At 37.8% G+C, this 25,214-nt stretch carries 23 protein-coding genes; 4 read left to right on the top strand and 19 right to left on the bottom strand.

The annotated features are described in order from the left end of the window. Positions 1-96: 96 nt before the first annotated feature. From IGI37_RS00970 to IGI37_RS00955, 4 genes are all read right to left on the bottom strand, one after another. Positions 97-1,647 (bottom strand): hydantoinase/oxoprolinase N-terminal domain-containing protein, encoded by a 1,551-nt coding sequence (locus tag IGI37_RS00970; RefSeq protein ID WP_438759544.1) that lies wholly within the window; start codon positions 1,645-1,647, stop codon positions 97-99. After that, positions 1,640-2,740: a DUF917 domain-containing protein gene (locus IGI37_RS00965; RefSeq protein WP_438759543.1), complete on the bottom strand. Its 1,101-nt coding sequence runs from the start codon at positions 2,738-2,740 to the stop codon at positions 1,640-1,642. Before IGI37_RS00965 ends, IGI37_RS00970 begins: the two co-directional genes overlap by 8 nt. Before the next feature lie 2 nt (positions 2,741-2,742). Continuing rightward, positions 2,743-4,038 (bottom strand): cytosine permease, encoded by a 1,296-nt coding sequence (locus IGI37_RS00960; protein ID WP_438759542.1) that lies wholly within the window; start codon positions 4,036-4,038, stop codon positions 2,743-2,745. Between the two features lie 467 nt (positions 4,039-4,505). After that, positions 4,506-6,146: a PucR family transcriptional regulator gene (locus tag IGI37_RS00955; RefSeq protein WP_438759541.1), complete on the bottom strand. Its 1,641-nt coding sequence runs from the start codon at positions 6,144-6,146 to the stop codon at positions 4,506-4,508. A 327-nt stretch (positions 6,147-6,473) separates the two neighbouring features. Here IGI37_RS00955 and IGI37_RS00950 point away from each other — a divergent pair, with 327 nt between their 5' ends. Continuing rightward, positions 6,474-7,175 (top strand): DUF554 domain-containing protein, encoded by a 702-nt coding sequence (locus IGI37_RS00950; protein ID WP_438759540.1) that lies wholly within the window; start codon positions 6,474-6,476, stop codon positions 7,173-7,175. Between the two features lie 237 nt (positions 7,176-7,412). On the opposite strand, the gene IGI37_RS00945 is transcribed toward IGI37_RS00950, so the two are convergent. Beyond that, a complete protein-coding gene (locus tag IGI37_RS00945; protein WP_438759539.1) occupies positions 7,413-7,796 on the bottom strand; it encodes a hypothetical protein in 384 nt (127 codons plus the stop codon). Positions 7,797-8,116: 320 nt separating this feature from the next. On the opposite strand from IGI37_RS00945, the gene IGI37_RS00940 reads away from it, so the two are divergent. Continuing rightward, positions 8,117-8,758 carry a helix-turn-helix domain-containing protein gene (locus IGI37_RS00940; protein WP_438759538.1) on the top strand — a complete coding sequence of 214 codons (642 nt, stop codon included), beginning with the start codon at positions 8,117-8,119 and terminating at the stop codon, positions 8,756-8,758. A 294-nt stretch (positions 8,759-9,052) separates the two neighbouring features. Here the strand turns inward: IGI37_RS00940 and IGI37_RS00935 are convergent, their stop codons facing one another. From IGI37_RS00935 to IGI37_RS00900, 8 genes are all read right to left on the bottom strand, one after another. Beyond that, positions 9,053-9,244: a hypothetical protein gene (locus IGI37_RS00935; protein WP_438759537.1), complete on the bottom strand. Its 192-nt coding sequence runs from the start codon at positions 9,242-9,244 to the stop codon at positions 9,053-9,055. Positions 9,245-9,285: 41 nt separating this feature from the next. After that, entirely contained in the window at positions 9,286-9,975 is a 690-nt protein-coding gene (locus IGI37_RS00930) for an ABC transporter permease (protein WP_438759536.1), read from the bottom strand. Between the two features lie 45 nt (positions 9,976-10,020). Then, on the bottom strand, positions 10,021-10,746 hold the full coding sequence (locus tag IGI37_RS00925) for an ABC transporter ATP-binding protein (protein ID WP_438759535.1): 726 nt from the start codon (positions 10,744-10,746) through the stop codon (positions 10,021-10,023). Between the two features lie 12 nt (positions 10,747-10,758). Then, entirely contained in the window at positions 10,759-11,331 is a 573-nt protein-coding gene (locus IGI37_RS00920; RefSeq protein WP_438759534.1) for a TetR/AcrR family transcriptional regulator, read from the bottom strand. A gap of 259 nt (positions 11,332-11,590) precedes the next feature. Continuing rightward, positions 11,591-12,346, bottom strand: coding sequence for a type I 3-dehydroquinate dehydratase (aroD, locus tag IGI37_RS00915; RefSeq protein ID WP_438759533.1), 756 nt, complete (start codon positions 12,344-12,346; stop codon positions 11,591-11,593). A 102-nt stretch (positions 12,347-12,448) separates the two neighbouring features. Continuing rightward, the gene (locus IGI37_RS00910) at positions 12,449-13,648 is read right to left on the bottom strand and encodes an MFS transporter (protein WP_438759532.1); all 1,200 of its coding nucleotides are present in this window, start codon (positions 13,646-13,648) and stop codon (positions 12,449-12,451) included. A gap of 11 nt (positions 13,649-13,659) precedes the next feature. Next, a complete protein-coding gene (locus IGI37_RS00905; protein ID WP_438759531.1) occupies positions 13,660-14,538 on the bottom strand; it encodes a shikimate dehydrogenase in 879 nt (292 codons plus the stop codon). A 175-nt stretch (positions 14,539-14,713) separates the two neighbouring features. Beyond that, a complete protein-coding gene (locus tag IGI37_RS00900) occupies positions 14,714-16,756 on the bottom strand; it encodes an FAD-dependent oxidoreductase (RefSeq protein ID WP_438759530.1) in 2,043 nt (680 codons plus the stop codon). Positions 16,757-17,083: 327 nt separating this feature from the next. Between IGI37_RS00900 and IGI37_RS00895 the strand changes: the two genes are divergently transcribed. Beyond that, a complete protein-coding gene (locus IGI37_RS00895) occupies positions 17,084-17,476 on the top strand; it encodes a hypothetical protein (protein ID WP_438759529.1) in 393 nt (130 codons plus the stop codon). A 435-nt stretch (positions 17,477-17,911) separates the two neighbouring features. On the opposite strand, the gene IGI37_RS00890 is transcribed toward IGI37_RS00895, so the two are convergent. Further along, entirely contained in the window at positions 17,912-19,159 is a 1,248-nt protein-coding gene (locus IGI37_RS00890) for an MFS transporter (RefSeq protein WP_438759528.1), read from the bottom strand. Between the two features lie 126 nt (positions 19,160-19,285). Between IGI37_RS00890 and IGI37_RS00885 the strand changes: the two genes are divergently transcribed. After that, a complete protein-coding gene (locus tag IGI37_RS00885; RefSeq protein WP_438759527.1) occupies positions 19,286-20,179 on the top strand; it encodes a LysR family transcriptional regulator in 894 nt (297 codons plus the stop codon). Positions 20,180-20,245: 66 nt separating this feature from the next. Here the strand turns inward: IGI37_RS00885 and IGI37_RS00880 are convergent, their stop codons facing one another. The 5 genes from IGI37_RS00880 to IGI37_RS00860 all read right to left on the bottom strand — a co-directional run bounded on the left by IGI37_RS00880 (position 20,246) and on the right by IGI37_RS00860 (position 25,068). Continuing rightward, positions 20,246-20,551, bottom strand: a complete 306-nt coding sequence (locus IGI37_RS00880; RefSeq protein ID WP_438759526.1) for a helix-turn-helix transcriptional regulator — start codon at positions 20,549-20,551, stop codon at positions 20,246-20,248. 1 nt (position 20,552) lies between these two features. Continuing rightward, entirely contained in the window at positions 20,553-20,894 is a 342-nt protein-coding gene (locus IGI37_RS00875) for a type II toxin-antitoxin system RelE/ParE family toxin (RefSeq protein WP_438759524.1), read from the bottom strand. Between the two features lie 221 nt (positions 20,895-21,115). Beyond that, positions 21,116-23,368 (bottom strand): alpha-xylosidase, encoded by a 2,253-nt coding sequence (gene yicI / locus IGI37_RS00870; protein ID WP_438759523.1) that lies wholly within the window; start codon positions 23,366-23,368, stop codon positions 21,116-21,118. 9 nt (positions 23,369-23,377) lie between these two features. After that, on the bottom strand, positions 23,378-24,202 hold the full coding sequence (locus IGI37_RS00865) for a carbohydrate ABC transporter permease (protein ID WP_438759521.1): 825 nt from the start codon (positions 24,200-24,202) through the stop codon (positions 23,378-23,380). Continuing rightward, positions 24,202-25,068 (bottom strand): carbohydrate ABC transporter permease, encoded by an 867-nt coding sequence (locus tag IGI37_RS00860; RefSeq protein ID WP_438759520.1) that lies wholly within the window; start codon positions 25,066-25,068, stop codon positions 24,202-24,204. Before IGI37_RS00860 ends, IGI37_RS00865 begins: the two co-directional genes overlap by 1 nt. Positions 25,069-25,214 lie beyond the last annotated feature (146 nt).

Genomic DNA, 25,214 nt, shown 5'->3' with positions numbered 1-25,214 from the left:
ACCTAGGTAAATTGTAAAAAATACTTACCACTTTGTTGGCTTATCCTTATCTGAAAACTGATTTCTCTATTTGTATCTACCGTTTAGCTTAACTATCTACTTCATTTTCCCCACAACTTTTACTCGAAGACGCGTTGCATTTTCAGGGTGATAGGCGAGAGGTGTTTCCTCTACCTCTACCAGTTCAATCGTTTCTTCAATCGCACCAGCCAATCGCGCTTGATTTGTTGCCTTAGCTTTCGCTTCTTCTAAACTATCTTCACGAGAAAGTTTGGAATAGATATAAATCTGTTCATATTGTCCACTAATTTGAGCAATCGAGGCACCAATTGCATTTGCAACTCCTCCATTTGAGTCAAGATGTGCAGTCGCAACACCTTTCAGATTCTCGGGAATAATGATTGCTCCGCCACCGACCAGAACGAGTTCAACATCGCCTGAGCTAACTTTCATCTTATCGATTGCATCTTCAATCATTTCCTTCATCTTCTGATAAGCTTTTTCTGCGAGTTCTAATGGTACTTTGTCAACTAACTGCTTATCACCAACCTCGGCTTTTCCTAAACGTACAGCAATATCTGTTGCCGTTAATTGATTACCACCAAAAACAAGTGCTTCTTCTGTGATTTTATACCCCACACTATCTGGTCCGACTGTCACTTCTCCATTGATTTCGCGAATCACACTTCCTCCACCTAAACCAATTGAGACAATATCTGGCATACGAAAGTTGGTTCGAATCCCACCAACTTCTACTGCTAATGAAGATTCGCGTGGGAAGCCGTTCGCTAGGACACCCAAATCAGACGTCGTTCCACCCACATCTAAAACAATCGCATTTTTTAGTTTGGCCAAATAAGAAGCTCCACGAATACTATTTGTTGGGCCACAAGCAATTGTCAAAATAGGAAATTGGCGCGCATAGTCGATTGACATTAGTGTCCCATCATTTTGGCAAAGATATGCTTGTGCATTATTAATGCCTTCGTTTTCTAAGGCACGTTCAAAACCATTACTCGTCATCGCCATCACCTTATCTAAAGCAGCGTTCAGAATTGTTGCGTTTTCTCGTTCAATCAATCCCACTGAACCGACAGTTGAAGAGCACGATACTGGAATTTCTTCTCCTAAAATTTCTTTCGCCCATTCAGCCACCTGAAACTCTTGATCATTCTTTAATGAAGAAAAAACGCCCACAATTGCTAAGGATTCCACGCTCCCCTTCCACTGAGCCAAGACAGATTTTACTTCACCCTCATCCAATTCTGTTAAAGGCTGGCCATCATATTCATAACCACCATGAACCAATTCAAATGTTTCCCCTAGCGTTTCAATCATATCTTCTGGCCAAGCCGTAAATGGTTTTACAGAAGCCGTCGCAGGATAACCCAAACGTATCACGCCAACCTTTGATAATTTTTTTCGTTCAACAATCGCATTCGTACACTGAGTGGTTCCTAGCATCGCATGACTGATTTTTCCCGGATCAATTGAAGACTCTGCCATTACTTTGTGTAGCGCCTGCTCAATACCTGTCTGAATATCTGAGCTTGTAGGAATCTTAACACCATGAACAAGCTTTAATTGCTCATCAATAATTACCGCATCTGTGTTTGTTCCCCCAACATCAATTCCAATTCTATACATCTGCATGCCCTCCTGTTGCTAACTTCTCCACTGGTACATAGTCTAAATTATAACCAAAATACTTAGGTCCAACTGTTTTGATTCCTTCATCCGTCCGCCACTTTTGGTCACAAGGTAACGCCAAAACACGCACTCGTTTGCCATATTTTAAAGCTTCTGTCGTTACTGGCATCAATGTTTCCAAGTCAACCATACAAATCAAATCCGGTGTCATAGCAACTGGCTGACCATCTTTTTCAGCGATTAAGTTTTCATTTTGGAAAAAGACTTTTATTTCTGAGCCAATATCCTTATTCAAGCCTTCGATGGTTGCTTCTCCAAAGTTAAAGCCGCTCTCCACTCGTCGAATCACATCAACAATTTTCCCTTCAAACAACTCATACCCACCAATTAACTCTAACAGATTCGCCAGTTTGACCGCTTCCTCCAACTCATTGGAACGAATAATCTCACCAATCTTTTCAGAGAAGGTAATGATATTATGAACCCCATGGTCTTTCAGCTGCTTTCCTGTAGAAGGATAAATACTAATTAGAGAGCTTGCCCCCATCTCCACCGTTTGAACACGTGCTAAACGTTCGGTCCATTTATTATCAATCGTTTCTGAAATACCAATATTACCTTTTTCATCAGTGATTGCCATTGGAGTTGCTGAAATCCCCCCTAAATTAAAGGTCGTCATCTGTAGCTCAGGAAAAGCACGCCCCATCCCATCACAGTCTAATAACGGAATTCCTAATTTGGCTGCGACGACAAACGGAATCATAGAATTCACTCCGCCCGCTTCCATTGGATATGTTCCCGTAATATTTTCAACGCCTAAATAACGACTTAATTTGTCAAACACTCGAACAAATTCATCCCCTTTAGGAAACTTTTCAATCAAAACAGATGGCGCACCCATCATAGCAGCCGGTATAAAAAAGTCGTCATCCGACACTTCCTCGATTGACAATAGCCGAACAGGGCCCGTTTCTTTAATCGCCGATAGTGCCATCATCTTTCCGATATACGGATCTCCTCCGCCACCTGTTCCTAAAAATGCGGCACCAATCGCAATATTTTCAACTGCTTCTGCATCTAAATAACGCATGCTTATTCCCCCAACTCTTCTGAATTTATGGCTTGTCGGCTCTCTTGATTACCCAAAAAACGACTGCCTATTAAATAACTAATAAATGATAAAACAATACCGATCAATGGTTGATTCGGCAACTGTGGTAGACTAGGAAAGAAGCTCAAACCTACAGGAATCACCGCTATCACTGCCCCAATTAACCAAGAGATAATGCCCAGCCAATTAACGCCCTCTACAGGTGACCATTGTGCAGGATCTCCTTTTTGAACAATCCAGTAAGAAGCAATCATAACCCCAGCAACGGCTGGAACCATCGCAGATAAAATCGACATAATCGGCACGAAATAATTTAAAATTCCCACCACCGCCAAAACAGTTCCAATACCACCAGAAATTCCTACTGCAATCTTTTCTTTTTCTTTTGGAATATCAAATACGTTGATTAACGCTAGTCCACCTGAAAAAGCATTTACTGCATTTGTGGTCCATGTAGCTAAAATCAAAGCGACAACCCCTAAAATAGGAGACCCGATATTCATAAAAACTTCTGCAATATCGGCTGTTCCCGCAGTAATCGTCAGAATTGCGCCCACTGCAATCATCAAAACACCTGCTGGTAAAATCCCCAACGTAGCTGCTTTAACCACATCTTTTCTAGAAGCAGAATATTGTGAATAGTCACCAGCAATCACTGCTCCCAAAGCAAAGGAGCCAATCGTTATCGCTAGACCAGACATAATATCAACCTCTCCTGTTCCTTGATAAGAAAAAATCGAGGCTGTTTGACTATCATTTATAGAAACAAATACGCCGTAAATACAGGTTGCTACCAAAATAGGAACCGCAACATAGTTTAGAATATTTAAAAATTTAATACCATATAAAGCCGAAACAAGCATAATCACACCCCAGATAAGAGAAGATATCTGCACTGGAAACTGAATCTCGTACATAGATAAAAAAGTCGTAAATGCTTGCCCACAAACATTCGCTTGAATCCCAAACCAGCCCAAACAAGCAATCATTAAAATAATAGAAATAACCTTCTGTGAACCTGTTTTTCCGAATACTTGAGAGGCCATACTCACCGTTGGCCTATGTAAATCAGCTCCTTGCATCCCTTGTAATACCATTAAAAGAACAATCAATGCATAGCCGATAAATCCGACGAATAAGCTCTCCATAAATGACATTCCTGATACCAATGTTCCACCTATCATCAAACTAGGAACACAAATCATGGCACCAGCCCAAACAAATGCCAAGCTTTGCCATGATTGTGTCTGTACCTGTGTATTTTCTTGTTTTTTCATACCCATTCCTCCTTGTGTTAATTTACGATTATACGTGAGTTAAGAAAAAGAGTCTTTTTCATTATGAAAAATATAGGACCATTATTTTTGAATTCCGACAAAAATTCACATCATTTTATCATTTACGAGCAAAAAAGAATGCGCGCATCGACTATTCGACAGCACACATTCTCAACTATTTGTTTCATCTTATCTGAATAAACAGTGGGCACAGAAGCAATTCGATTTCTATAGGTGAAACACCTTAAGAATTGAAGGACTTCGTTCCGCTCTCAACAACTTCTATGCAGGTCACATACTAGAGTTGAAGATGCTCGATATTGTAAAACACAGCGAGGTATGAGCGGATGCTGCACAGTGCCTACTTTGGCTCTCGGAGCTAAGCACTTGTCACAATCTCATCCTACCAAGGTCATTTCTTAAAAAAATTCTGTCATAGATAAGACCTCATTGTCCAAAATTCCCCTTTATTGTGTCACCAGCCTCTGAACCATGCACGCTAGGGAACATTCATAACTTTCAGAAAAACCAGTCACTTCATAACCAATCAGTTCACTAATTTTTTTGATGCGGTATTTGACTGTATTTTTATGGACAAACAAGAGCTCACTACAATGTTGAAAATCCGCCTGCGCATCCAATAAAAACAGACTCAATGTTGTTAGATACTCTTCGTTCTCTAAAATAGGTTCCAAAATACGAAGCTGCTCTGCTATCTGCAACTCCCCAGATCGAACAATTTTGCGTCCTTTTTGAACTTGTCGAATTTCACTAAGCGAAAAATGAATACGATTCGGAAAAATGATTGGCAAAGAATCTACGACGTCATTAATCAACTGATACGTTTGTCGAACATCTGCGGTATGACGCATTCGCGGACAAAAAACGATACTCATAATCTCTTCTTTATAGCGACTTGTCTCAACAAACACCTGTCCTAAATCTAACTCTGAATCGCTATGTCGATGATTTCCTAACAAAACGACAATTTCTTTTTCGATAATTTGAACCAGCGAGGTCTGATAATTTTTTGATGCCTGTTCACTTAGTTCTTCCTTTATTTCCTTAGCATGGGCTAATGTTTTTAGTTGAACTAACCACATTTTATCAATTCCTTTAACATCCACCGAAAGCTTGCTCGCTAATCGAAACATCTTCTCACTTTCATCATTTAAAATAGCTTGAACTAAAGCAAACTCGCTCACTTCCCCATGCTTCTTCCCCCATAAATTCAGTGCCACTCGAACAACCTCAACTGCTTGTTCACACTCTTCTTGGGTCAACAGCTCATGCTCTTTTATTAAATATAAATGTAATCGTCCATTGTCTTTATGATAAATTTCTTTATAAAATATCGAAAACTCCTCTTGCTGAATCGTCTGACCATCTATCAAATTTACCGAAACACTCAACTCAGATGAATAATCAACCTTAGAAGCTGGCCTAAAGCCGACTCTAGAATCCGATAACGAACCCAAAAACTCCTTCAAATCCATGGTCGAATTCCTCGGCCATTTGATTTGATTGATAACTTCCTCCTCATCATTAGTCAACAAGATATTCGTTCGCAAGAAGTCAGCCACAATTTTTAGAGTCATATCCACACTTTGTCTATGGACGGGCAATGCTGACGCTTTTTCTAAGACCTCATTGACCATCGTATCTGTAGGCTTTTGCTTCAAAAGCTCTGTCATAATCTCAATAATCGCTTCATTATACCGAAGAGAAAAGTTATTTTTGGGCATCTGAATAATCACGAAATCAAGCGCTTCTGCGGTCTCAATCACTTTCGGAGCCAAATCCGGTAAAATAATTCCCACATAATAAAGTAAGATGCCAACTTCTCCTAGATTATGTAAATGTCGAATCGTCTCACACTGTTTTTCAACATCGTCCTTTACCGTAAACAAAGAAGAGATCACCAACTCGCCACCAACATACTCATAGGGCATTCGCATATTCTGCTCAAAAAAGGCCATATCCGATACCTCTAAAAAAGACAAGGACGTGACACGTCGCTCTAATTGATTTTCCCCAGTAATTACCTCTGCCTCCTTTAATGATGGCAATGTCAATAATTCTCGCAGTTTTACACTCAACCCACTCACCCACTTCACATTCACACTAAAATCTATTTGTTTTCTAACCTTATCAAAAAGATACTCACTTGTCTATCATAAATCGCCTATAAAATATGGACCGAAAAACAACTAACAGGTCCAAAAAAGCTTCTCTTATCTTTTAAAAAAATAGAAACACAAACTCTTCAACTCTTTATATTCACTGATCTATTCAATCAACTCCATTCTCCAACGAACAAATAAATTCTAGCGTTCGTAGCCATTTCATGTTTCAAAACCAATGAATCTATGCTACTATCCTATTTATATACTTTTTCATTTTTTTCTCATAATAAACAAAGGAGGTAGACTTGTATGGTTTTACTTGGATCACTAGCAGATAGTTTGGGCATTGTTATCGGGAGTCTTGCAGGCATTCTTTTACGCAATATCAATGAACAAACCAAAGACACAGTTACAAAAGGAATTGGGTTAGGCGTCGTCATTTTAGCGATACAGATGGGCATTCAAGCGTCCTCTTTCATTCTGATTATTATTAGTATTTGTTTAGGTGGACTTATCGGTGAATGGGCAAAAATTGAAGATCGAATGGGCCGTTTTGGTCTGTTTTTAGAAAATCGTTTTGCACGAGGAAATAGCAATTTTTCTGAAGGTTTTGTTACAGCTACGCTTATTTTTGTGATTGGTTCAATGGGAATTATTGGAGCGATTGAAAGTGGTGTTTCAGGCAATCATCAGACATTACTTACTAAGGCTGTCATGGATACCTTCATGGCCAGTATGTTAACCGCGTCATTAGGTGTTGGTGTGCTCTTTTCCGCCATCCCTGTCTTACTCTATCAAGGAGCCATTACCTTGTTTGCTAGCTTCATCATTCAATACGTTCCCGATGGCTTGCTAACTATTCTTATGGACCAAATCAGCGTGATTGGCGGATTAATGATTTTAGCAATTGGTTTAAACATTATGAAACTAACGAAAATCCGCGTCTCCAATTTTTTACCTGGCATTTTGGTCTTAATCGTGATTCTAACTGTCCAGTACTATTATTTTTAATCGGTAAAAGAGGACTTCTGATGGTAAAAGGAGCCCTAAATAAACGGTGGGTACAGAAGCAACTCCTTCGGAAATAAGCTGAAATTCACAAAAATTTGAAGAGCAATTTCCGTGAATTCCTTCTTATTTCTCGGAGTTAAACACTTCTGTCTCAACCTCTTTTTTTCACCCGATATACAAGCTTCTAAGATACGCCAAACCTTCTTCTGCCAACTAAACAAATTCTCCGCTCCTTAACTAGGTGCGTCGATTTCTCCAGCGTTGTAACTGTATACTTCCTATCGCAAACAACAGAAAAAACAGCCCACCGACAAGGGACGACTGAATCGTTGCATCAGAATGGTAGACATAAGGATTCTCTGCCACCATATATGGCCGACTCTTCAGAAAAAAAATAGGAATCTCATCCCCATCTTTCCAAGAGGAATCCTTTGCTACAACTGGATAAGAGTTCTCAGCAAAACGGTAGGTTTTCATCCACCCTAATCGTTGCCACCGTTTTTTTTTCTCACCAGTTACAAATGCTCGTTGGTCTTGCCATTCGCTAAATGCTGCGATAAACAGTAAGATTGCCACGAAAATTAACAGAATACTCGAAAATTTTTGCAAGAACTTTCTCATTTTTATACGCTCTTCTTTCCAACCGTTGCTCTTCTCTCAAAAAAAATTGACTTCAGCTCATCCTCTCAATCAGTAGTAACCAATAGAACCCTACCTTAATATGCCAAGTATACCACCAAGTCACTTCTGTGCGCTTTTATAATATGTGTCTTCGACTGAAAAAGAAAGGCAAATGGTTTTAGAAAAATTTTTAAAGGTAGCAAAGTATTTATTGGTTGAGAAGAGTATTTTTGAAATAAAACACTCGCGCAACCAATAGTAGCACGTATATGTTTGGTTAAAGTGGTATAAATATAACAATAGAAAGCGTGGTGAATATAATGAAGTTGGGTAGTAGGTTACGAGCTTTAAGGAATGAAAAAGGATGGACTCAAAAAGAACTTGGAGAAAAGTTACACCTTTCAAGGCAATCAATATCCAAATGGGAAAACAATAATTCATTACCGGATATTTATACCTTAATTTTATTGGCCGATGCCTATGATATGAGTGTAGTTGATATTCTTGATGAAGAGAACCAGACATTACTAACCTCTGAAATTTTGCTTGATGAGTTAGAGAAGGAAAAAGTTCTATCATTCAATGATCAAAGGAGGAAAGAGGAAATGGTGGAAAAACACACTAAGAAATTTTTAGCTTTTTGTCTTTTATTGTCAATCGTAGTAACTGTTCTTATTGGCGGGAAAACTTTCTATGATGATTATCAACGAAAAAAAGAAGATGAATCGTATAAAATAACTTTGTATGGTGTTTCAGATATTGTGTATGATAAAGAAAAAACTATTTTAGGTGTTGATATGGAATATATTAAAGAATTGCAATTAGACGATGGAACCGTTCTTGAATATCCGACATTTGAAAAGATGAATAAACATAACTTACTTAAGAAAAACGGTGAAGGTAAAAAGGTTTATCGAGGAACTATCATCCATTATTATGATGAAAGTAGTGACACTTATTAATTTGGCTAGTTAGGAAAAGGGATGACAGAACGACTTAGCTCCAAGAAGAAGAGGAACTTACGGCATTAATTTCTTAAATTGGTGAGAACTTCGACTTATTTTCTCGGAGTTGTTTTAAGTTTCCACTCTTTTTTAAAAGAAATAGTATTCATATTATTAATTTGGACAGGTTATAACAAAACTTTTCTTTATGCTCATTTTAGTTCACCCCCTAGCAAAAAAGAACGAGGATTTTTCGGTTTCCCCGTTCTTTCTTCTATGTATTGTAACTCCGTATGAATGGATCATTGTTTTTTAACTCATTAACTGAAAAGCATTTACGATGATTGAGACAACACCTAATAGTACAGAAGCCGACCACCAGTTTTTATTTTTTTTCTTGAAATACAGACCAGCAACAATCAATAGAACTGAAAAGATAAGACTTAAAACTGTACCAATCATTTGTAATTCTGGGCTTAATCCTGAAATCATTTGTGTGTTCATTTGTAAATTCCTCCAATAGTTTTATTATTTTATTTGTTTTTTTATAGTATGATATCTTCTGATAACATTTTTTTTATTGTCAATCCTGCACAGCCTGCACCTAAAATACCTAAAGTTACTGAGACAGGAACCATAGTAATAAGACCTGAACCATCTTGTCCACCTGAACTCACCGTTAAAGCAACAATTAGGATGGAGCTGACGACTGTTGCAACCGTTGATTTATTAAACATCCCTACATACATAGGAAGCATGCCTAGAAAAATTGACGTCACTGTAGTTAACAAAATGGCGGCAATTTCTCCCAATGATAAATGATACTCAACGAAAGGAACCAGTTGACTCAAGGTGAAAAATAGACTGTTTTGAATAAGCTGTGAAACAATCATAGAAAGAAACACCACACCTGTGATAACGACAAGCTTACTTAGAATCACCTTTTTTCTCTCCACTGGATACGAAAATAATAATAAAATCGTTTTACTTCTGTACTCTTCAATCACCAAGTTAGCAATTAATACTGCTTCCCAGACTAAAAATGTCGCTTTCACCAATGAATCAATCACCGTTGTTGTTGCAATAGACGGCATCTCACCTACTGTCAGTTGTGACAAAACTGTCGTTAGAAAAACCAACAAAACAATCGCCACATTCGCAATTACTGCATATTTTACATAACTTTTTATGTTCATTTTTTGCATCTCAATTTGAATTAATTTTTTCATTTCCATTTTCTATTCTCCCTACTCTTCTTCATCTATGATAATCATTCCCTTTTAAGAGACTTTTCGTTTATGTAAAATTTCAATAAAATGAGCTTCCAAGTCAAATGAGGTTTGTTGAAATTCTGTCTTGTCTAACTCTTCTAATAGCTCTCCTTCACTGATAATTCCAACTGTATCAGCAATCTTTTCAATTTCATTGATAATATGACTGCTGATAATCATCGTTACATGTAGCTGTTGATTAATTGTCAGTAGTAGATTTCGAATATCTGCAATACCTTCTGGATCAATTCCGTTAATCGGCTCATCCAAAATTAGCAGCTCTGGTTGACACAATAAGGCTCTGCCAATCGCCAGACGTTGTTTCATACCTAAAGATAATTCTTTTATTTGATAGTCTTCAATCTCTTTTAGCCCTACTAATTCTAACGTCTCAGAAATAGCTGCTTTATATTTTTCACCGATATACTCACAGTGAATCTCCAAGTTTTGCTTAACCGTCATGTTAGGATAAAAGACTGGCGTCTCAATCAAACTTCCAACCTTAGCAAGATAACGCATGTCTGTGCCTTGGGTTTCACTTCCTAGTATCGTCAAATTGCCAGTAGTTGGTTTTAGAAGGTTTAACATCATCTTCATTAAAGTAGTTTTGCCAGCACCATTTGCACCGAGCAATCCATAAATCTGACCTTTTTCAATCGTCATATTGATATTTTTTAAAATTACTTTTCCTTTGAACTCTTTACTAATATTCTCTGCTTTTATAACAAATTCCATTTTGGACACCTCTTATTCAAATATTTTTTCTATTAATGTATCTAGGGTGAAATCAAAGACCTCTAAATAATCCCATGGGAGCTGTTGATTGGCATTCATTGGTCGGAAAATTAGAGCCAATGCAGATAAGCCTTTTTGCTCCTCTATCCGATAAGTTAGGCCCGACTCACGAATAATGTCTTGGATATCGTAACTACCGTGCTCTTCAAGTTCTTCTAACTTCTCTGGTGACAACCGGTTAATAAACATCACAAAATCTGGCGACTGCGTTTCTGTTAAAAATGGCACGCTGCTATATTCTCTAAATACTAACTTCAAGGTCTCTGCCAATTCATGTTTTGTAGGTGTTTTGGTCAATGTCCTTTTGGCAATAGCAATCAGTCGCTCTTGTACCTCAATCATCACCTGGCAGAACAAATCTTCTTTTGAATCAAAAAACAAATAAAAAGATCCTTTTGATATTCCTGCTTTCTGACATAACTCATCGACACTTGTTTTCTTATAACCAAAAGTCGACCAGCTTTCTTCACAATTTGCCAACAAACGTTCTCTAATGTTCTTTTTTTCTATTTCTGAAAAAGCCATGTTGCATTCTCCTTTTTATTTTTATGTTTATGACTAGAAATACTCTTTCGGTCAAATTTATAATAACTGATTCTCAAACTTAAGTCAACATGTATTTCAAAAGAAATTAAAAATAAGTAGAACCTGTGCCCCTCGTGGCTAAAATCTCCCATAATAACGCGGACTTCATGAGGAAACTGCTACTTACTCAAAAAGAAAAAAATTGCTCACATTCTGCACTTTCGTACAAAACCTAAGCAATTTCTTTTTGCGTATTTTTTTATCCGTGTTTCAAAACATCTAGAATTGTTCGTAATTCTCCTACAGGAACCTGACCTGGTGCAGAAGCTTGGCCTGCAGCACCGAATGTTGCAGCTGAGCCAAATGTTTCTCCAGAGACACGGCTGACCATTCCTAACGCACCCATAGACATCGTAATCAATGGTCGATCTGCATAGTCACGCTTCATTTCTTCTGTAGCCGCAAGAAGTGTTAACACGTCAGCAGGCGTTTGAGGCATGACGGCAATCTTACAAATATCTGCCCCTTTTTCTTGCATCATTCGTAAACGACTGACAATTTCCGTTTGTTCAGGAGTGGCATGAAAATCGTGATTACACATCACAATTTTAACTCCTTTGTTCTGTGCTTTTTTCATTAATTGAGCGGATTCTTCTGCAGGCATAAATAACTCAACATCAATCAAGTCAGCTTTTCCAGAAGCAACAACCTCTTCATAGATAGCAAAATATTGAGCATCTGGCAATTCCAGCTCTCCGCCTTCTTTTTTCGTACGGAAGGTAATCAATAATGGTTTATTTAAACAAGCACTCAACTTTTTAGAAAGCTCAGCAACTTTTTTTCCATCGGTCACTTCTTCAAAGAAATCAATTCGCCATTCAATAATGTCACAATCTAACTGAGCTAATTTTTCTGCTTCTTTTAAAATAGCCGTTTCTTGTCGTTCTACTAAAGGAACAATGATTTTCGGTAATCCTTCACCAATAACCACATCAGCAACTTTAACTGTTTTCATCTTGTTGTACGCCCTCTTTCTATCTAAAATTCTTCTATTATTGATTCTAACTATAACGATTCTTTAACGCAAATAACTGTTATATCACCGGTGAGACAATTTTTACGATTGACTTGTATCCACTGTTTGACGGTAACGAATGAAGACTACCACCGCTAAAACAAAACCGATTCCTGCGATAATTGTATCAAATAACATGATGTTACGAACACTACTTTTCGCAATTTGAGCTGCTGCTACAGGAATAACGAATGAAGCGATACTTCCAAAGGTATAGAAAATCCCTGTAATCGTCCCTTTACCAGCAGGGAACATTTCGCCCATAACGGTTAACCCTAATTGCATCACGCCACCCGCTGCAAAGAAGCCGACTAACGCTGCTCCAACAGTACAAACAAGAGGGGTTGGGAATAACCACATCACTAAAATAGTTGCAAATGAAACCAAAGTATATACTAACACTAGATAAATTGGACGAATTTTCGCTGCAACAATTGCTGTAAACGCCACGCACAATAATGAACCGATTGAATAATAAGAAACTAAGACGCCTGCATCGGCTGCTGCCATTCCTGCCGCCTTCTCACCGTATGTCCCAATAAATTGGCTAATCAAGTAGAAGGTTGCTTGTGAAATAAATCCATAAATGACAAAGGCGACCCCTTCAATTCCCATTTTCGGTTTTGATTTAAATTGTGTTGTTGGTGCTTGTTCTACACCACTTTCCTCTGATTCTTTTTCATCTTGATCAGGGAATGAACGTTTCCATAAATAAAGGCTGTTTAACACTAAAACAATAGAGGCAATAATAAATGACCAACCAAACCACAAGCCTGAAGAGACCAAGAATTTGATAATCAATGGTAAAGCGAATTGTCCGATTTGAACAAAGGCTTTAATTAAAACATTCGCTGTCCCGGCTGTTTTAGGAAATGACTCCATCAACGCAGGATACGTTCCTGAATCTAAAAATGAATTCGAAATCCCAGCAATTACAGCAAAAACCATCGCTAATCCTACGCTTGGGCTAAACAAAATCCCAAAGAAGTACGCGATATAGGTCACCATTCCTAAATAAATGAATGGTTTTCTACCAAACTTATCAGACAAACGTCCAGAAATCATAATCGCAATCAAACGCCCGATTCCAAGCATTGAGATTACCTTAGCAATCCCCATCAAATCTGTATCCCATTGATCCATCAGAGCATTCTGATTTTGAGAAATAATAATAACACCCATCCCATGAACAATATAATTAATGTACAGCCCTATCGCTGTTGGCATATATTTGTTTTTCATTTTCTATCCCCTTAGTCTTTAAATAGTAACTCTTTAATGTAGTCTACAGGCATATCTTCTCCTGTGAATAAGTTAAACGCTTCGGCTCCTTGATACAGCATCATGCCTAACCCATTAATTGTTTTCTTTGCGCCATTTTCTTTGGCAAATTTTAATAATTTTGTTTCTTTTGGAATATAGACCACATCGAAAACGACTAACTCATCATGAATCACTTCTGGATCATTAATCAAGCTTTCCTTTTCTAAAGGTTTCATACCAACGCCTGTTGCATCAATGTAAATGCTACTTTCAGCAATTGATTTTTTGAAAGCTTCTTGATCATTTAATGAAGTGACTGTCGCTTTACACTCTGTTTTTTCATTGATTTTTTTCATTGTTTCTTTCGCTGTTTCAAAAGCCGCATCTTCAATATTGAAAATTCGTAATTCCTTCACGCCATCTAGTGCAGCTTGAATCGCAATCGCCGTCCCAGCACCACCAGCTCCTGTCATTGTCACGATTTGACCCTTGACCTCTACGCCTTCTTCACGTAAAGAACGCATCGCACCTGTCCCATCTGTGATATGACCAACTAAATGTCCTTTTCCATCCTTATTGACAACTGTATTCACTGCCCCAGCTAATTCAGCTGCCGGAGACAACTCGTCCAAATGAGGAATCACCGCTTGTTTGTTTGGCATAGAAACATTTGAACCACGAATGCCTAACGCGCGAATTCCTTTGACTGCATCCTCTAACTCTTCATTTCCTACTTCAAAAGCTAAATAAGCGTAGTCCATTCCTAGTTTGGCAAATGCTTCGTTGTGCATTGTTGGTGATAAACTATGTCTGATTGGTGTTGCAATCAGCCCAATTAATAATGTATGTCCGTCTAATCTTTCTGTCATGCTCAGTTCCTCACTTTTAGATTTATTTTTATGGGACTGAGAAAATGGAAAAAATCTCTGACACTTATGAAGGATACAACACGTTCCTTCAGGTCTTGCGTATTTTTTAAATCCATCCACTGAGAAAGGGAGATTTCCCCTCTCTCAGGCTTCTCTGCAGTCCCGATTGCCTAACTTATGCTTCTTTTACTGTTGAAAAAGCTATTTTTTGTGTTCGCTCATAATCCACTTTTTCAATCGTTGTTAAAATATCACGTGCTTCTTTGGTTCCTTCGATGATTCGACGGGCTACTTTACTATCGCCAATATTTACTAGTGCCGCATCATTCATTCGTGCATAACTTCTCAATTCATCTAGAAGTGGCGCATCAGCCTTCATTCCAAGACAAACAAATCCTAAATCAAAAGGTAACTCTTTTGTTTCACCACTTGGCAATTCTACTTTGAAATAATCAGAATGAACTTCCATCAGTTTAGTCGACGTATAACTGTGAACGCCATATTCTTTAACGATTTCCATCATACTTAACTTCGTAATTAAGTCCAAATCCTTACCTAGCTCTGGCTGCATTTCGACAATGCTCACGGACTTAGCGCCACGTTCTGCATAATATTCAACCATATCTAAGCCCACTGCGCCACCGCCAATCACGACGACTTCTTTTCCTTCAAACTCATTAAATTTTTCCATATTCAACAAAACATCAAAAATGGAAAAGACTTTACGATCCTTTTCAGCTAACACATCATGTAGGCCACTAATTGGTGGTAATAAAGGCTTCGCACCACTCGCGTTAACGATGATATCTACTTTCTTACCCGCCAAATCAGCCATTGAAAATGAATGATTCAAATGGATCGTTAAATTATCCAGCTCCGCACAACGATTCTCCAAATACGTAATAAAATCATTAATTCTATTTTTATCAGGCAATCGAGAAATCTCTTGTCCCAACCCACCTAAATAGGATTTTTGTTCATATAAATCAACGGTTACGCCAACCTCAGCTGCAGTAGCGGCAGCTTCAAGCCCTGCCGTTCCGCCACCAATAACCACCATTTTTAGTGGTTGTTTGACTGGCGTCTTTTTATACTCTTCCTCATAATAAAGATCTGGATTCACTGTACAACGGATTGGTCGGGATTTGTTAATTCGATGATCCGCACAACCAATATTACAAGAGATACATTTTCTCAGCAAATGCTCTTGATTATTTTCTACCTTGTTTACCCAGTTTGGTTCGGCAATCAAACCACGTCCCATTGCCAATAAATCCGCATGACCATTCTCTAAAATCTCAGCAGCTTTTTTCGGGCTACGAATATTCCCAGAGGTCACAATCACTTTATCTGGATATTTTTCTTTGACTGCTTTTGCCATATAAGAACGCCAGCCATCTTCAAGGTTCATTTTATCAATTTGATATTGCAGGTTATCATTCAATGCTGCAGAAACATTTAAAATATCAACTTCCTCAGCAAAATACTTCAAAATGTCGATGGTATCTTCTAATGTATTCCCACCAGCCAATAATTCATCTGCACTAAATCGTAATGAAATAGGGAAAAATGGGCCGACTGCCTTACGAACAGCCTCTACTACAAGCGTCGTGAAGCGTGCTCGATTTTCTGCAGAACCCCCAAACTGATCAGTTCTGTTATTGTATAAAGGAGATAAAAATTGACACAATAAGTAGGAATGCCCTGCATGAATCTCAACACAGTCAAAACCTGCACGTTGCGCACGAGCAGCTGCTTCTCCATAACGAGCTACGATTCCAAAAATTTCCTCTTCGGTCAAAGGTCTTGGCGCTGGATTCCCCGTTTTACTAGGAATATCTGACGCTGAAACAGCCTGTGCACCGTTTAAACGTAGCCCATAAGCTGAAGCCCCTGCATGGTTAATTTGAACAGAAGTTGCCGCTCCATATGAGTGCATCACTTCGTTAAATTTCCATAAGCCCGGAATATATTGATCATTATCGATTCTAAGCTGAGACGTGCCGTTTGTTCCCATTGGATAATCAAAACAGACATTTTCCAAGGTGATTAGGCCCGTCCCCCCCTTTGCTCTTTGTTCATAATAAGAGAGATGCTCTTTATTGAAGGTGCCATCCATATTGGCAAAATTTGTTCCCATTGGTGGCATAATCACTCTATTTTTTAAGGTCATACGTCTAATCGTCAATGGTTCAAAAATCGCTTGATAATTATTCATGATTCTCCTTCTTTCTTCAAATTAATGATTTCACAATCTATTTACCTATAGTGTAAGCTATCATTTTGATAAAAACTATTACTTTTTTATCGAATAAAACATAAATATAATTTATCAATCAGAATATCCACTCTGAAAATAACTACTCATCCTTTCAAGAAACCTAAATAAAAAAAGAAACGTCCTGTCATTCTAAATGCGCTAAACAAAAAATGGTATACATGATATTTTCTTTTATTTTCTTATATTTTATTGACTTTTCACGAAAATGGTATATATTATAAATATAGAGATAATTATTTATTTCTACTGAAGGAGGAGAGAATCATGAGAAAATTCGTCGTAGCTTTAAGTACAGTTGTTTTAGGAGTTGCCTTAGTCACACCGGTCACCGTGTTTGCAGCAGAACAAGAAACGACACCTGTCGTGCCAACTGAAATGGTTGTTCAAGCCATTCCAGAAGGCGTCAAAAATATCACAGCAATCAGCTTCGAACGTGGCTTCTTCTCTCCTGATGTTTACCTAAGCAATCGGTTAATGAACGCCATCACTTGGGCAGGAGGCGGCGCAGTTGCTGTCTTAGTCGCAGCGATTCCAGGGCTGGGCACACAAATGGCTACCACAGTCATCCAAGCAGTTAAAGAATACACCGGTACGGTCACTGACGGCATTGTGGTTCACATCACCAATGGCTTAGTGGAATACGTAGAAGCACAATAAGGTTCTAGTGAACAGTCGACTAGAATCTATCAAATAAGAGTAAAGAGAGCCTAGAACATAACTTTTTGAAGTTATGTTCTAGGCTCTCTTTATCCGAATAAACGGTGGATACAGAAGCAACTCCTTCGGAAATAAGCTGAAATTCACAAAAATTTGAAGAGCAATTTCCGTGAATTCCTTCTTATTTCTCGGAGTTAAACACTTCTGTCCCAACCTCTTTTTATCCGAATAAACGGTGGGTACAGAGGCGACAACTTCTGTCTCCCCCTTTCTTTTGTCACACGGATGCACTTAGTCCATTAAAAAAGGAACAGAAGCATTTCGCCTTCCTCGGAAAACGCCTCTATCCCTTTTTATCAAAACTCTTTATCAATTAGTTTAAATACAGCTCGTTCTCACAACAAGCTTAGGCTTCATTCTTGATTCCAATGAGGCTTACTCATCCACACGTATCCCGCTTGGCTCCGCAACCATTGCTTTATAACGAACCGCAATCACAAGGGTTGAAAGAAAACCAACAAGCGTCAAGAACACATTATAAACAAAGACCAAACGAATATCCGATTCAGCCATAATTCCAGTTATATAAGGCGTAATCATTACCGACACAGAAGTCGCTAAAGAATACAGACTTGTAATTCGGCCTTTTCTTTGTGGGAAAAATTCTAAAATTAAGGCTAATCCCAATTGCCAGATTCCGCCTGCTGCAAAGATCCCCACACATAATGAAGCAATCACAAGACCTACAAAAGTCGGTTGCAAAATCATATAGATTAACGATAATGCGGTGACTCCTGTACAAACAACCATCAATCCTGTTACGCTGACGCCTTTTTTGACAATCATAGAAGTCAAAAACACAGAGACAAATGAGCCGACACTAAAAACACTAACAAAAATTAGACTATCTTGTTGGCTAACAATGTTCATCTGCTCTCCAAACTTTGGAATCCACAAAATAAAAATATTGAACATAGACACAGAAACAAAAGAAAAGATTAATAACGCAATCCCATCAATCTTAAATTTGACTCCTTTTGGTCCGGCCTCTTCAGTGATTACTTCTTCATGGACGGGAACCGTTGTTAGCGGTGGAAACGCCTGTTTTCGCAAGAAGAGTAAATTAGCAAATAGACAGACAATACATAAGATAAAAGGCCATCCGTAATACAGGTTCTCTGTCATAATAATTCTAGTTAAAAACGGTAAAATAAATTGACCTAATGAGATAAAGGCTTTATTTAAGACACTTAGCGAGCTATTATCCTTCTCGCTTGGATAAGCTTCCACTAAAGTCGGATATGTACTCGTATCTAAAAAGGCATTACTAAACCCACCAAACATCGCCAAAATAGCGGCAATTTGATAATTTGGGCTCAAGAGAATTCCTGCAAAAAAAACAAAATAAGAAGCAATCGCGATCATGACCGTCTTCTTACGACCGAACTTATCAGAAAAGTATCCTGAAAAATACAGGCTGATAATCCGCCCAAACCCAATCGCACTCATAACCAAAGTTACCTGAGTCGTTGATGCTTGCCATTGTTCCTTTAAAGCATCCATATTTTGAGATAAAATAATGGCTGCCATCCCTTGAAAAATAAAATTAAAATACAGACTACTAAGTAAAGGAAAATAACGATTCCTTTGCTCGCTACTTTTTGAACTTGTGATATTTTTCACTTTAATACCTACTTTCAAACAATCTAGCTTTTTTACTAAGGATACCCGATTCGATTCAGAAATTCCAATGCTTTTTTCATTTCAATATGATAAAATTCATTTATCATTTTGAAGGAGACGATAAATATGAATTTTCGACACCTTGAATATTTCTTAAAATTAGCAGAAAATGAGCATATGCGACTCACTGCTGAACAATTAAATACCTCCCAACCAAACTTAAGCCACGCCATCTCAGTTTTAGAAAAAGAACTCGGCGTTGCGCTTTTTGAAAAAAAAGGACGAAACATTTATCTAACAAGATATGGGAAAATCTTTTATGATTATGTATCACCCGGACTCAACCAGCTTTACTCTGGCAAACAAATGCTCCAAGAAATTGCGAGTCCAGAGACGGGGCAAATTCAACTAGGGTTCATTTATACCATGGGTTCTTCGTTAACTCCGAATTTGGCCAAACAATTTTTAGCCGAAAAAAATAATGAAGCCATTCAATTTCGTTTTTCCCAAGGTAACTCTAGCGACATTTTGCAACAGCTGAAGTCCGACAACATCGACATCGCCATCTGCTCAAAAATTGATGACGATGCTGAAATTCATTTTGATGTTTTAACCGAACAAAAAATTGTTGTCATTGTCCCCAACAAACATCCATTAACCAAAAACTCACAAAATACCGTCTCATTGAACGAGTTAGCCGGGTATCCCTTTGTCTATTACAACAACCAAAGTGGCTTGCGACCTTATATCGATGAAATTTTAAACAACCACTCGATTCAACCACAAATTACCTGTGAAGTTGAAGAAGACCACAGCATGCTAGGATTTGTTGGCTACGATTATGGGGTAGCCATCATGCCAGATATCCCATCAATCTCGGCCTATCCTGTCACAAAACTAACAATTACTGATGAGATTCCTTCTCGTTACATCTACCTTGCTACAAAAAAAAATAAACGAAAAACACCCGTCGTTCAAAAATTTTATGACTACTGTCTAGAAAAAAAGATGACGTTGTAAGAAATAAATAAAAAAACGAGCGTGAGGGTGACATGACCTTATAAGTTATGTCCACCCTCAACCTCTTCAGATACAGGTAGGTTCATTCGCATCAATGTCTACGATTTTAATGACTAATTTTTTTCCAGCTTTTGAAGCAATTTCATCCATCAATTCAGCGGAAGGATTCATCTGTCCTTTTTCTATTTTATCTATTGTTGCCCGTGATTTCCCAACAAGGGTAGCGAATTGTGTTTTATTCAATCCTGTACTTTCCCTGAGATTAGTCATTATCACGGACATCTTTAATTTATTGCACTCTTCTTCATACCCTTTTTTCCATTCTGGATCTTCCAAAGATTTATTTTTGATATATTCATCAACTTTACTCATATTAGTCACCCTTCCTATCTTTATATTTATTTCTTATACTTTTCCCTCTGGCTATTTCCTTTTGTGGCGTCTTATTCTTTTTTTTCTTGAAACCATGAGTTATCCAATAATTATTGTTCATTACTTGAAAGTATATGCCACGTAGAAAAACACCCTTATTTTGCACTCGAATTTCATATAAATCATTGGCTAATTTACTCACCCATCTTTTCTTGATGGCTTCTTGAAGTCCATGATATTCAATTGACTTTATTGTAGAAATCATCTTTTCATTTTCTTCTTTATTGAGCGATTCGAGATACTCACTAAATTCATCTCCCCAATCAAATTCCGGTAATTCCATCTTTTCTCCAATCAAATTGTAGCCTATAAGCTACATTTTTTCAATCTTTTGCTTCTTAAGAATGCCTCATCAGACCGAAGTCTTTTGGTCTTTCGTCTACAGTTGATTCCCCTCACTGATTTTGTATTCGACCCCACCTTTCAATAATATATACGCTCTTTATCACCAAAAACGTTGTACTATCCGCCAAACTGGCAGTTAGCACAACGTTTTTAATCAATTTACATTTTATACAGAGAGCCTAGTTCATGTCGTTGCATCTCTGCAAGTGTTCTATTTCTGAATAAGAAAGAAACATTCTTTAGGTTCCTAACCTGAACCTCATACGATTCACCTACTGGCTTAACTGTTACTTCACCTATCGTATCCCCTTTTGTATCAAAGACCGTCACTGTCTTTTCTTCAGTCAGCTCAAATACATGAACCGTTAGTTTGTTACTGTAATCATAGGCCGCCGTATCCTCTTTAGCCCCTTCGACAATCAAACTATTGGGACGAGCAAGTAATGGTAACGAGAAGTAATCATGTTTCTCTTGGTACCATTTGCCGCCCTCGTAAACTGTATTCGTCAGATAATTAGTCCATTTGCCTTTAGGAAGATAGAAGGAAACCTGTCCCTCCTCATTAAAAATTGGAGCAACGAGCAAATCTTCGCCAAACATATATTGTTTATCTAGCGTATGAACTGTATAATCCTCTTCAAACTCAATCACTAATGGACGCATCATTGGAATACCCGTTCTTGCGGTTAGGACTGCCTCTTTATAAATATAAGGCATCAATTTGTTCTTTAATCTAGAGAATTTTTGAGTAACTAATGCAGACTCTTCTCCAAAATTCCATGGCACACGATATTCAATATTTCCATGGTAACGGCTATGTGTAGACAGCAAGCCAAATTGTGTCCAACGTTTATAAAGATCCTCTGTTGTATTTTCTTCAAAGCCACCAATATCATGACTCCAAAAACCAAACCCAGAAAGGACAAAAGATAATCCCCCACGTAATGATTCAGCCATTGACGGGTATTGTGAAAGATTATCTCCCCCCCAATGAACAGGGAACTTTTGAGAACCCACAGAAGCTGAACGAGCAAAGACCACTGCATTGCCTTCCCCTTTAATTTCTTCTAAGAGTTCAAAAACAACTTCATTATATAAATACGCATAGTAATTATGCATTCTCTTTGGATCAGATCCATCGTAATACACCGCATCTGTTGGGATTCGTTCCCCAAAATCTGTTTTGAATGAATCCACACCCATATCTAACAAAATTCGTAATTGATTCTTATACCATTCTCTAGCTTCCGGATTCGTAAAGTCAATAATCCCTTGTCCTGCTTGCCATAAGTCCCATTGCCAAACATGACCATTTTCTCTCTTAATGAAATAACCTTTCTCCTGACATTCTTTAAAGACTTTAGCCTTCTGACCGATGTACGGATTAATCCACATACAAACCTTCAAACCTTTTTCATGAATTCGATCAAGTAACCCTTGTGGATCTGGAAACATTTGCTGGTCCCATTCAAACCCACACCATTCGAATTCCTTCATCCAAAAACAGTCGAAATGAAAAACATCAAATGGAATCTGTCTCGCTTTCATCTCATCAATAAACTGCATGACTGTCTTTTCACTGTAGTCTGTAGTAAAAGAAGTCGACAACCACAAGCCAAATGACCATGCTGGTGGTAAGGCTGGTTTCCCTGTTAAATCTGTATACTTTTGTAGTACTTCTTTCATTGTTGGCCCATAGATAATAAAATACTCTAATATTTCGCCTTCCACACTAAACTGTGTTCTTGAAACATTTTCGGAAGCCACTTCAAATGAAACCTTTTCAGGATGGTTCACAAATACGCCATATCCTTTGTTTGTTATGTAGAAAGGAATATTTTTGTATGATTTTTCACTGCCTGTTCCGCCATCTTCGTTCCAAATATCAACACTTTGACCATTTTTTGTAAATGGAGTAAACCGCTCACCCATTCCATACACTAACTCATAAGGATCTAACGTCAGCTGTTCACGCATATAATGTTTCCCATCATCTGCAGTGACTTCAGCTTGTGCACGTGGCTTAGATGATGTAATTAACTGTTCATTTCCAAAAAATTCTACTGTAAACGGCCCTTCTTTAGGCACTCGTGCTTCCAGAGCGCCTGATTTAAACCGATATTCTTTATCTGTGGAAATCTCAACTTCAGCAGAACTTAACGTAGTTGAGTAATGCGGCATGCCTTGATCAACATCATGGTGAGTCAAACGTACCTTAATGATATCATTTTGCGGCGACTCCAATCTAAGTGTCGTCATGCCCAAATTTAACGTATCCCCACGTCGTTTAATCACTTTGTAAGGTAAAAATAATTCTAAGGCCTTATCCTCAACTCTATAATCACGGCATTCTACAGGATGATTTAAGGTAAATCCATCCTTTGTTAGCCAGTATCCTTCTGTAAATCTCATAAGCTCCTCCTATTTGACTGCCCCATCTGAAATTCCTTTCACAACGTGTTTTTGCAGTATAATAAATAAAATAATGATTGGCAAAATAACTATTACTAAAGCAGCTAACGCCAAATGCCATTGTTTGTTAAATTCACCAAAGAAATAGAACATCTTAAGGGGTATCGTGAACATTCCCTGCTTGTTTACACTCAACGAAGGGAGTAAATAATCATTCCAGAACCATAATGAATTTAAGACAATGATTGTGACCGTCGTAGGTTTTAACAACGGAAAAATAATCTTCCAATAAATTTGAAATGTGTTCGCTCCATCAATAATTGCTGCTTCATCCAGCGACTTAGGAATCCCACGTAACGCGCCATAATACATAAAAGTAGCCATGCTTGTTGCCAGTCCTAAATACATAATCATCAGGCCTGGACGGTTCAGCATGCTAACTTTACCGAAAAGTGAGATTAAAGGAATCATGATTCCTTGAAATGGAATCAGTAAACCAATCGCTATAATAAAATAGATGATCCCACTCAATTTACTTGTGTTTCTCGAAAGTGCATAGGCTGCCATAGACGAAACAAAGATGATTAAGACTAACGAACCAACTGTAATTAATAAAGAATTTGCCGCACTTCGGACAAAGTCTAGCTTATCTAATGCCATCGTATAATTTTCTAAACCAAGACCTTTAGGTAAACTCAATGTATTTTGAAAAATTTCGGCTTTTGTTTTAAATGAGTTAATAACAATTAAGAAAAATGGATAGAACCAAAGAGCTGAAAAAACAACGCCCACTGCGATCAATGCTATTTTCTTATTTTTTCTTTTTGTTTTCATTAAGCACTTATCTCCTTTTTACGAGTGATTGAGATTTGGATAACTGAAATCACCACAATAATGAGTAGAAAAATAATCGCTTTAGATTGCGCAAAGCCCATTTTTCTCATAGCAAATGCTTCGTTGTAAATATTCATTGCTGTCATTTGAGTCGAATTATACGGCCCACCTTGTGTCAAAGCTAAATTTTGATCATAAATTTTAAACGCATTAGAAAGTGTTAAAAACAGTGTTACTGTAAATGCGGGCATCAACATCGGTAATTTTATTTTCAAAAAGGTTTGCATTGGAGAGGCACCATCCATGTCTGCGGCTTCCAATATTTCTTCAGGAATGTTGTTTAAAAATGAAACGTAAATCAACATCATATAACCACTCATCTGCCATACAAACAAGATCACTAGTCCCCAAAAACCCGTTTCTGGTGTGCTCAACCACCCTTTAAAAAATCCTATACCACTTAAATCACCAATTGTTTCAAAAGCCTTATTAAAAATAAATTGCCAGATAAATCCTAGAATAATTCCTCCAATTAAGTTTGGCATAAAAAAGATTGTTCTAAAAAAGGTTGTCCATCGACCCAGTTTTTGAGTAACTAAAGTCGCTAACATTAACGCAATCACATTGATTAATACAACACTAACGACAGAAAATTTAGCTGTAAAAATTAAACTATCCATAAACCCTTGATCTTTAAACGCTCGAATATAATTATCCAGTCCAACAAACTCTCCAATCGTATTTCCATTCCAGTCTGTTAAAGAATAATACGAGCCCATTAATAACGGAATAAATAAAACGAGCGTTAATCCTAACAATGCAGGAAGTAGTAAAAGCCAAAAAGATTTTGATTTGTTTGTTAACATACCTTTCCCCTCCTCAATAAAACATAAGGTTTTGGGACATAGCTTCTTGAGTTATGTCCCAAACTCCTTTTATTCGAATAAACGGTGGCACAGAAGCAACTCATGCGGTAATAAGCTAAAATTCACAAAAAATTGAAGAACAACTT

It is taken from the genome of Enterococcus sp. AZ194, assembly GCF_051713825.1.
Classification (GTDB): Bacteria; Bacillota; Bacilli; order Lactobacillales; family Enterococcaceae; genus Enterococcus_K.
This window is presented reverse-complemented; position numbering and strand designations above follow the sequence as displayed.

What these genes read in the sequence shown, in the direction of transcription:
- yicI (WP_438759523.1), bottom strand. Translation starts at nt 23,368, where the DNA reads ATGAGATTTACAGAAGGATACTGGCTAACAAAGGATGGATTTACCTTA.
- IGI37_RS00935 (WP_438759537.1), bottom strand. Translation starts at nt 9,244, where the DNA reads ATGAACACACAAATGATTTCAGGATTAAGCCCAGAATTACAAATGATT.
- IGI37_RS00900 (WP_438759530.1), bottom strand. Translation starts at nt 16,756, where the DNA reads ATGAATAATTATCAAGCGATTTTTGAACCATTGACGATTAGACGTATG.
- IGI37_RS00960 (WP_438759542.1), bottom strand. Translation starts at nt 4,038, where the DNA reads ATGAAAAAACAAGAAAATACACAGGTACAGACACAATCATGGCAAAGC.
- IGI37_RS00945 (WP_438759539.1), bottom strand. Translation starts at nt 7,796, where the DNA reads ATGAGAAAGTTCTTGCAAAAATTTTCGAGTATTCTGTTAATTTTCGTG.
- IGI37_RS00940 (WP_438759538.1), top strand. Translation starts at nt 8,117, where the DNA reads ATGAAGTTGGGTAGTAGGTTACGAGCTTTAAGGAATGAAAAAGGATGG.
- IGI37_RS00860 (WP_438759520.1), bottom strand. Translation starts at nt 25,068, where the DNA reads ATGTTAACAAACAAATCAAAATCTTTTTGGCTTTTACTACTTCCTGCA.
- IGI37_RS00920 (WP_438759534.1), bottom strand. Translation starts at nt 11,331, where the DNA reads ATGGCTTTTTCAGAAATAGAAAAAAAGAACATTAGAGAACGTTTGTTG.
- IGI37_RS00875 (WP_438759524.1), bottom strand. Translation starts at nt 20,894, where the DNA reads ATGGAATTACCGGAATTTGATTGGGGAGATGAATTTAGTGAGTATCTC.
- IGI37_RS00865 (WP_438759521.1), bottom strand. Translation starts at nt 24,202, where the DNA reads ATGAAAACAAAAAGAAAAAATAAGAAAATAGCATTGATCGCAGTGGGC.
- IGI37_RS00925 (WP_438759535.1), bottom strand. Translation starts at nt 10,746, where the DNA reads ATGGAATTTGTTATAAAAGCAGAGAATATTAGTAAAGAGTTCAAAGGA.
- IGI37_RS00885 (WP_438759527.1), top strand. Translation starts at nt 19,286, where the DNA reads ATGAATTTTCGACACCTTGAATATTTCTTAAAATTAGCAGAAAATGAG.
- IGI37_RS00905 (WP_438759531.1), bottom strand. Translation starts at nt 14,538, where the DNA reads ATGACAGAAAGATTAGACGGACATACATTATTAATTGGGCTGATTGCA.
- IGI37_RS00880 (WP_438759526.1), bottom strand. Translation starts at nt 20,551, where the DNA reads ATGAGTAAAGTTGATGAATATATCAAAAATAAATCTTTGGAAGATCCA.
- IGI37_RS00950 (WP_438759540.1), top strand. Translation starts at nt 6,474, where the DNA reads ATGGTTTTACTTGGATCACTAGCAGATAGTTTGGGCATTGTTATCGGG.
- IGI37_RS00895 (WP_438759529.1), top strand. Translation starts at nt 17,084, where the DNA reads ATGAGAAAATTCGTCGTAGCTTTAAGTACAGTTGTTTTAGGAGTTGCC.
- IGI37_RS00910 (WP_438759532.1), bottom strand. Translation starts at nt 13,648, where the DNA reads ATGAAAAACAAATATATGCCAACAGCGATAGGGCTGTACATTAATTAT.
- IGI37_RS00965 (WP_438759543.1), bottom strand. Translation starts at nt 2,740, where the DNA reads ATGCGTTATTTAGATGCAGAAGCAGTTGAAAATATTGCGATTGGTGCC.
- IGI37_RS00930 (WP_438759536.1), bottom strand. Translation starts at nt 9,975, where the DNA reads ATGGAAATGAAAAAATTAATTCAAATTGAGATGCAAAAAATGAACATA.
- aroD (WP_438759533.1), bottom strand. Translation starts at nt 12,346, where the DNA reads ATGAAAACAGTTAAAGTTGCTGATGTGGTTATTGGTGAAGGATTACCG.
- IGI37_RS00970 (WP_438759544.1), bottom strand. Translation starts at nt 1,647, where the DNA reads ATGTATAGAATTGGAATTGATGTTGGGGGAACAAACACAGATGCGGTA.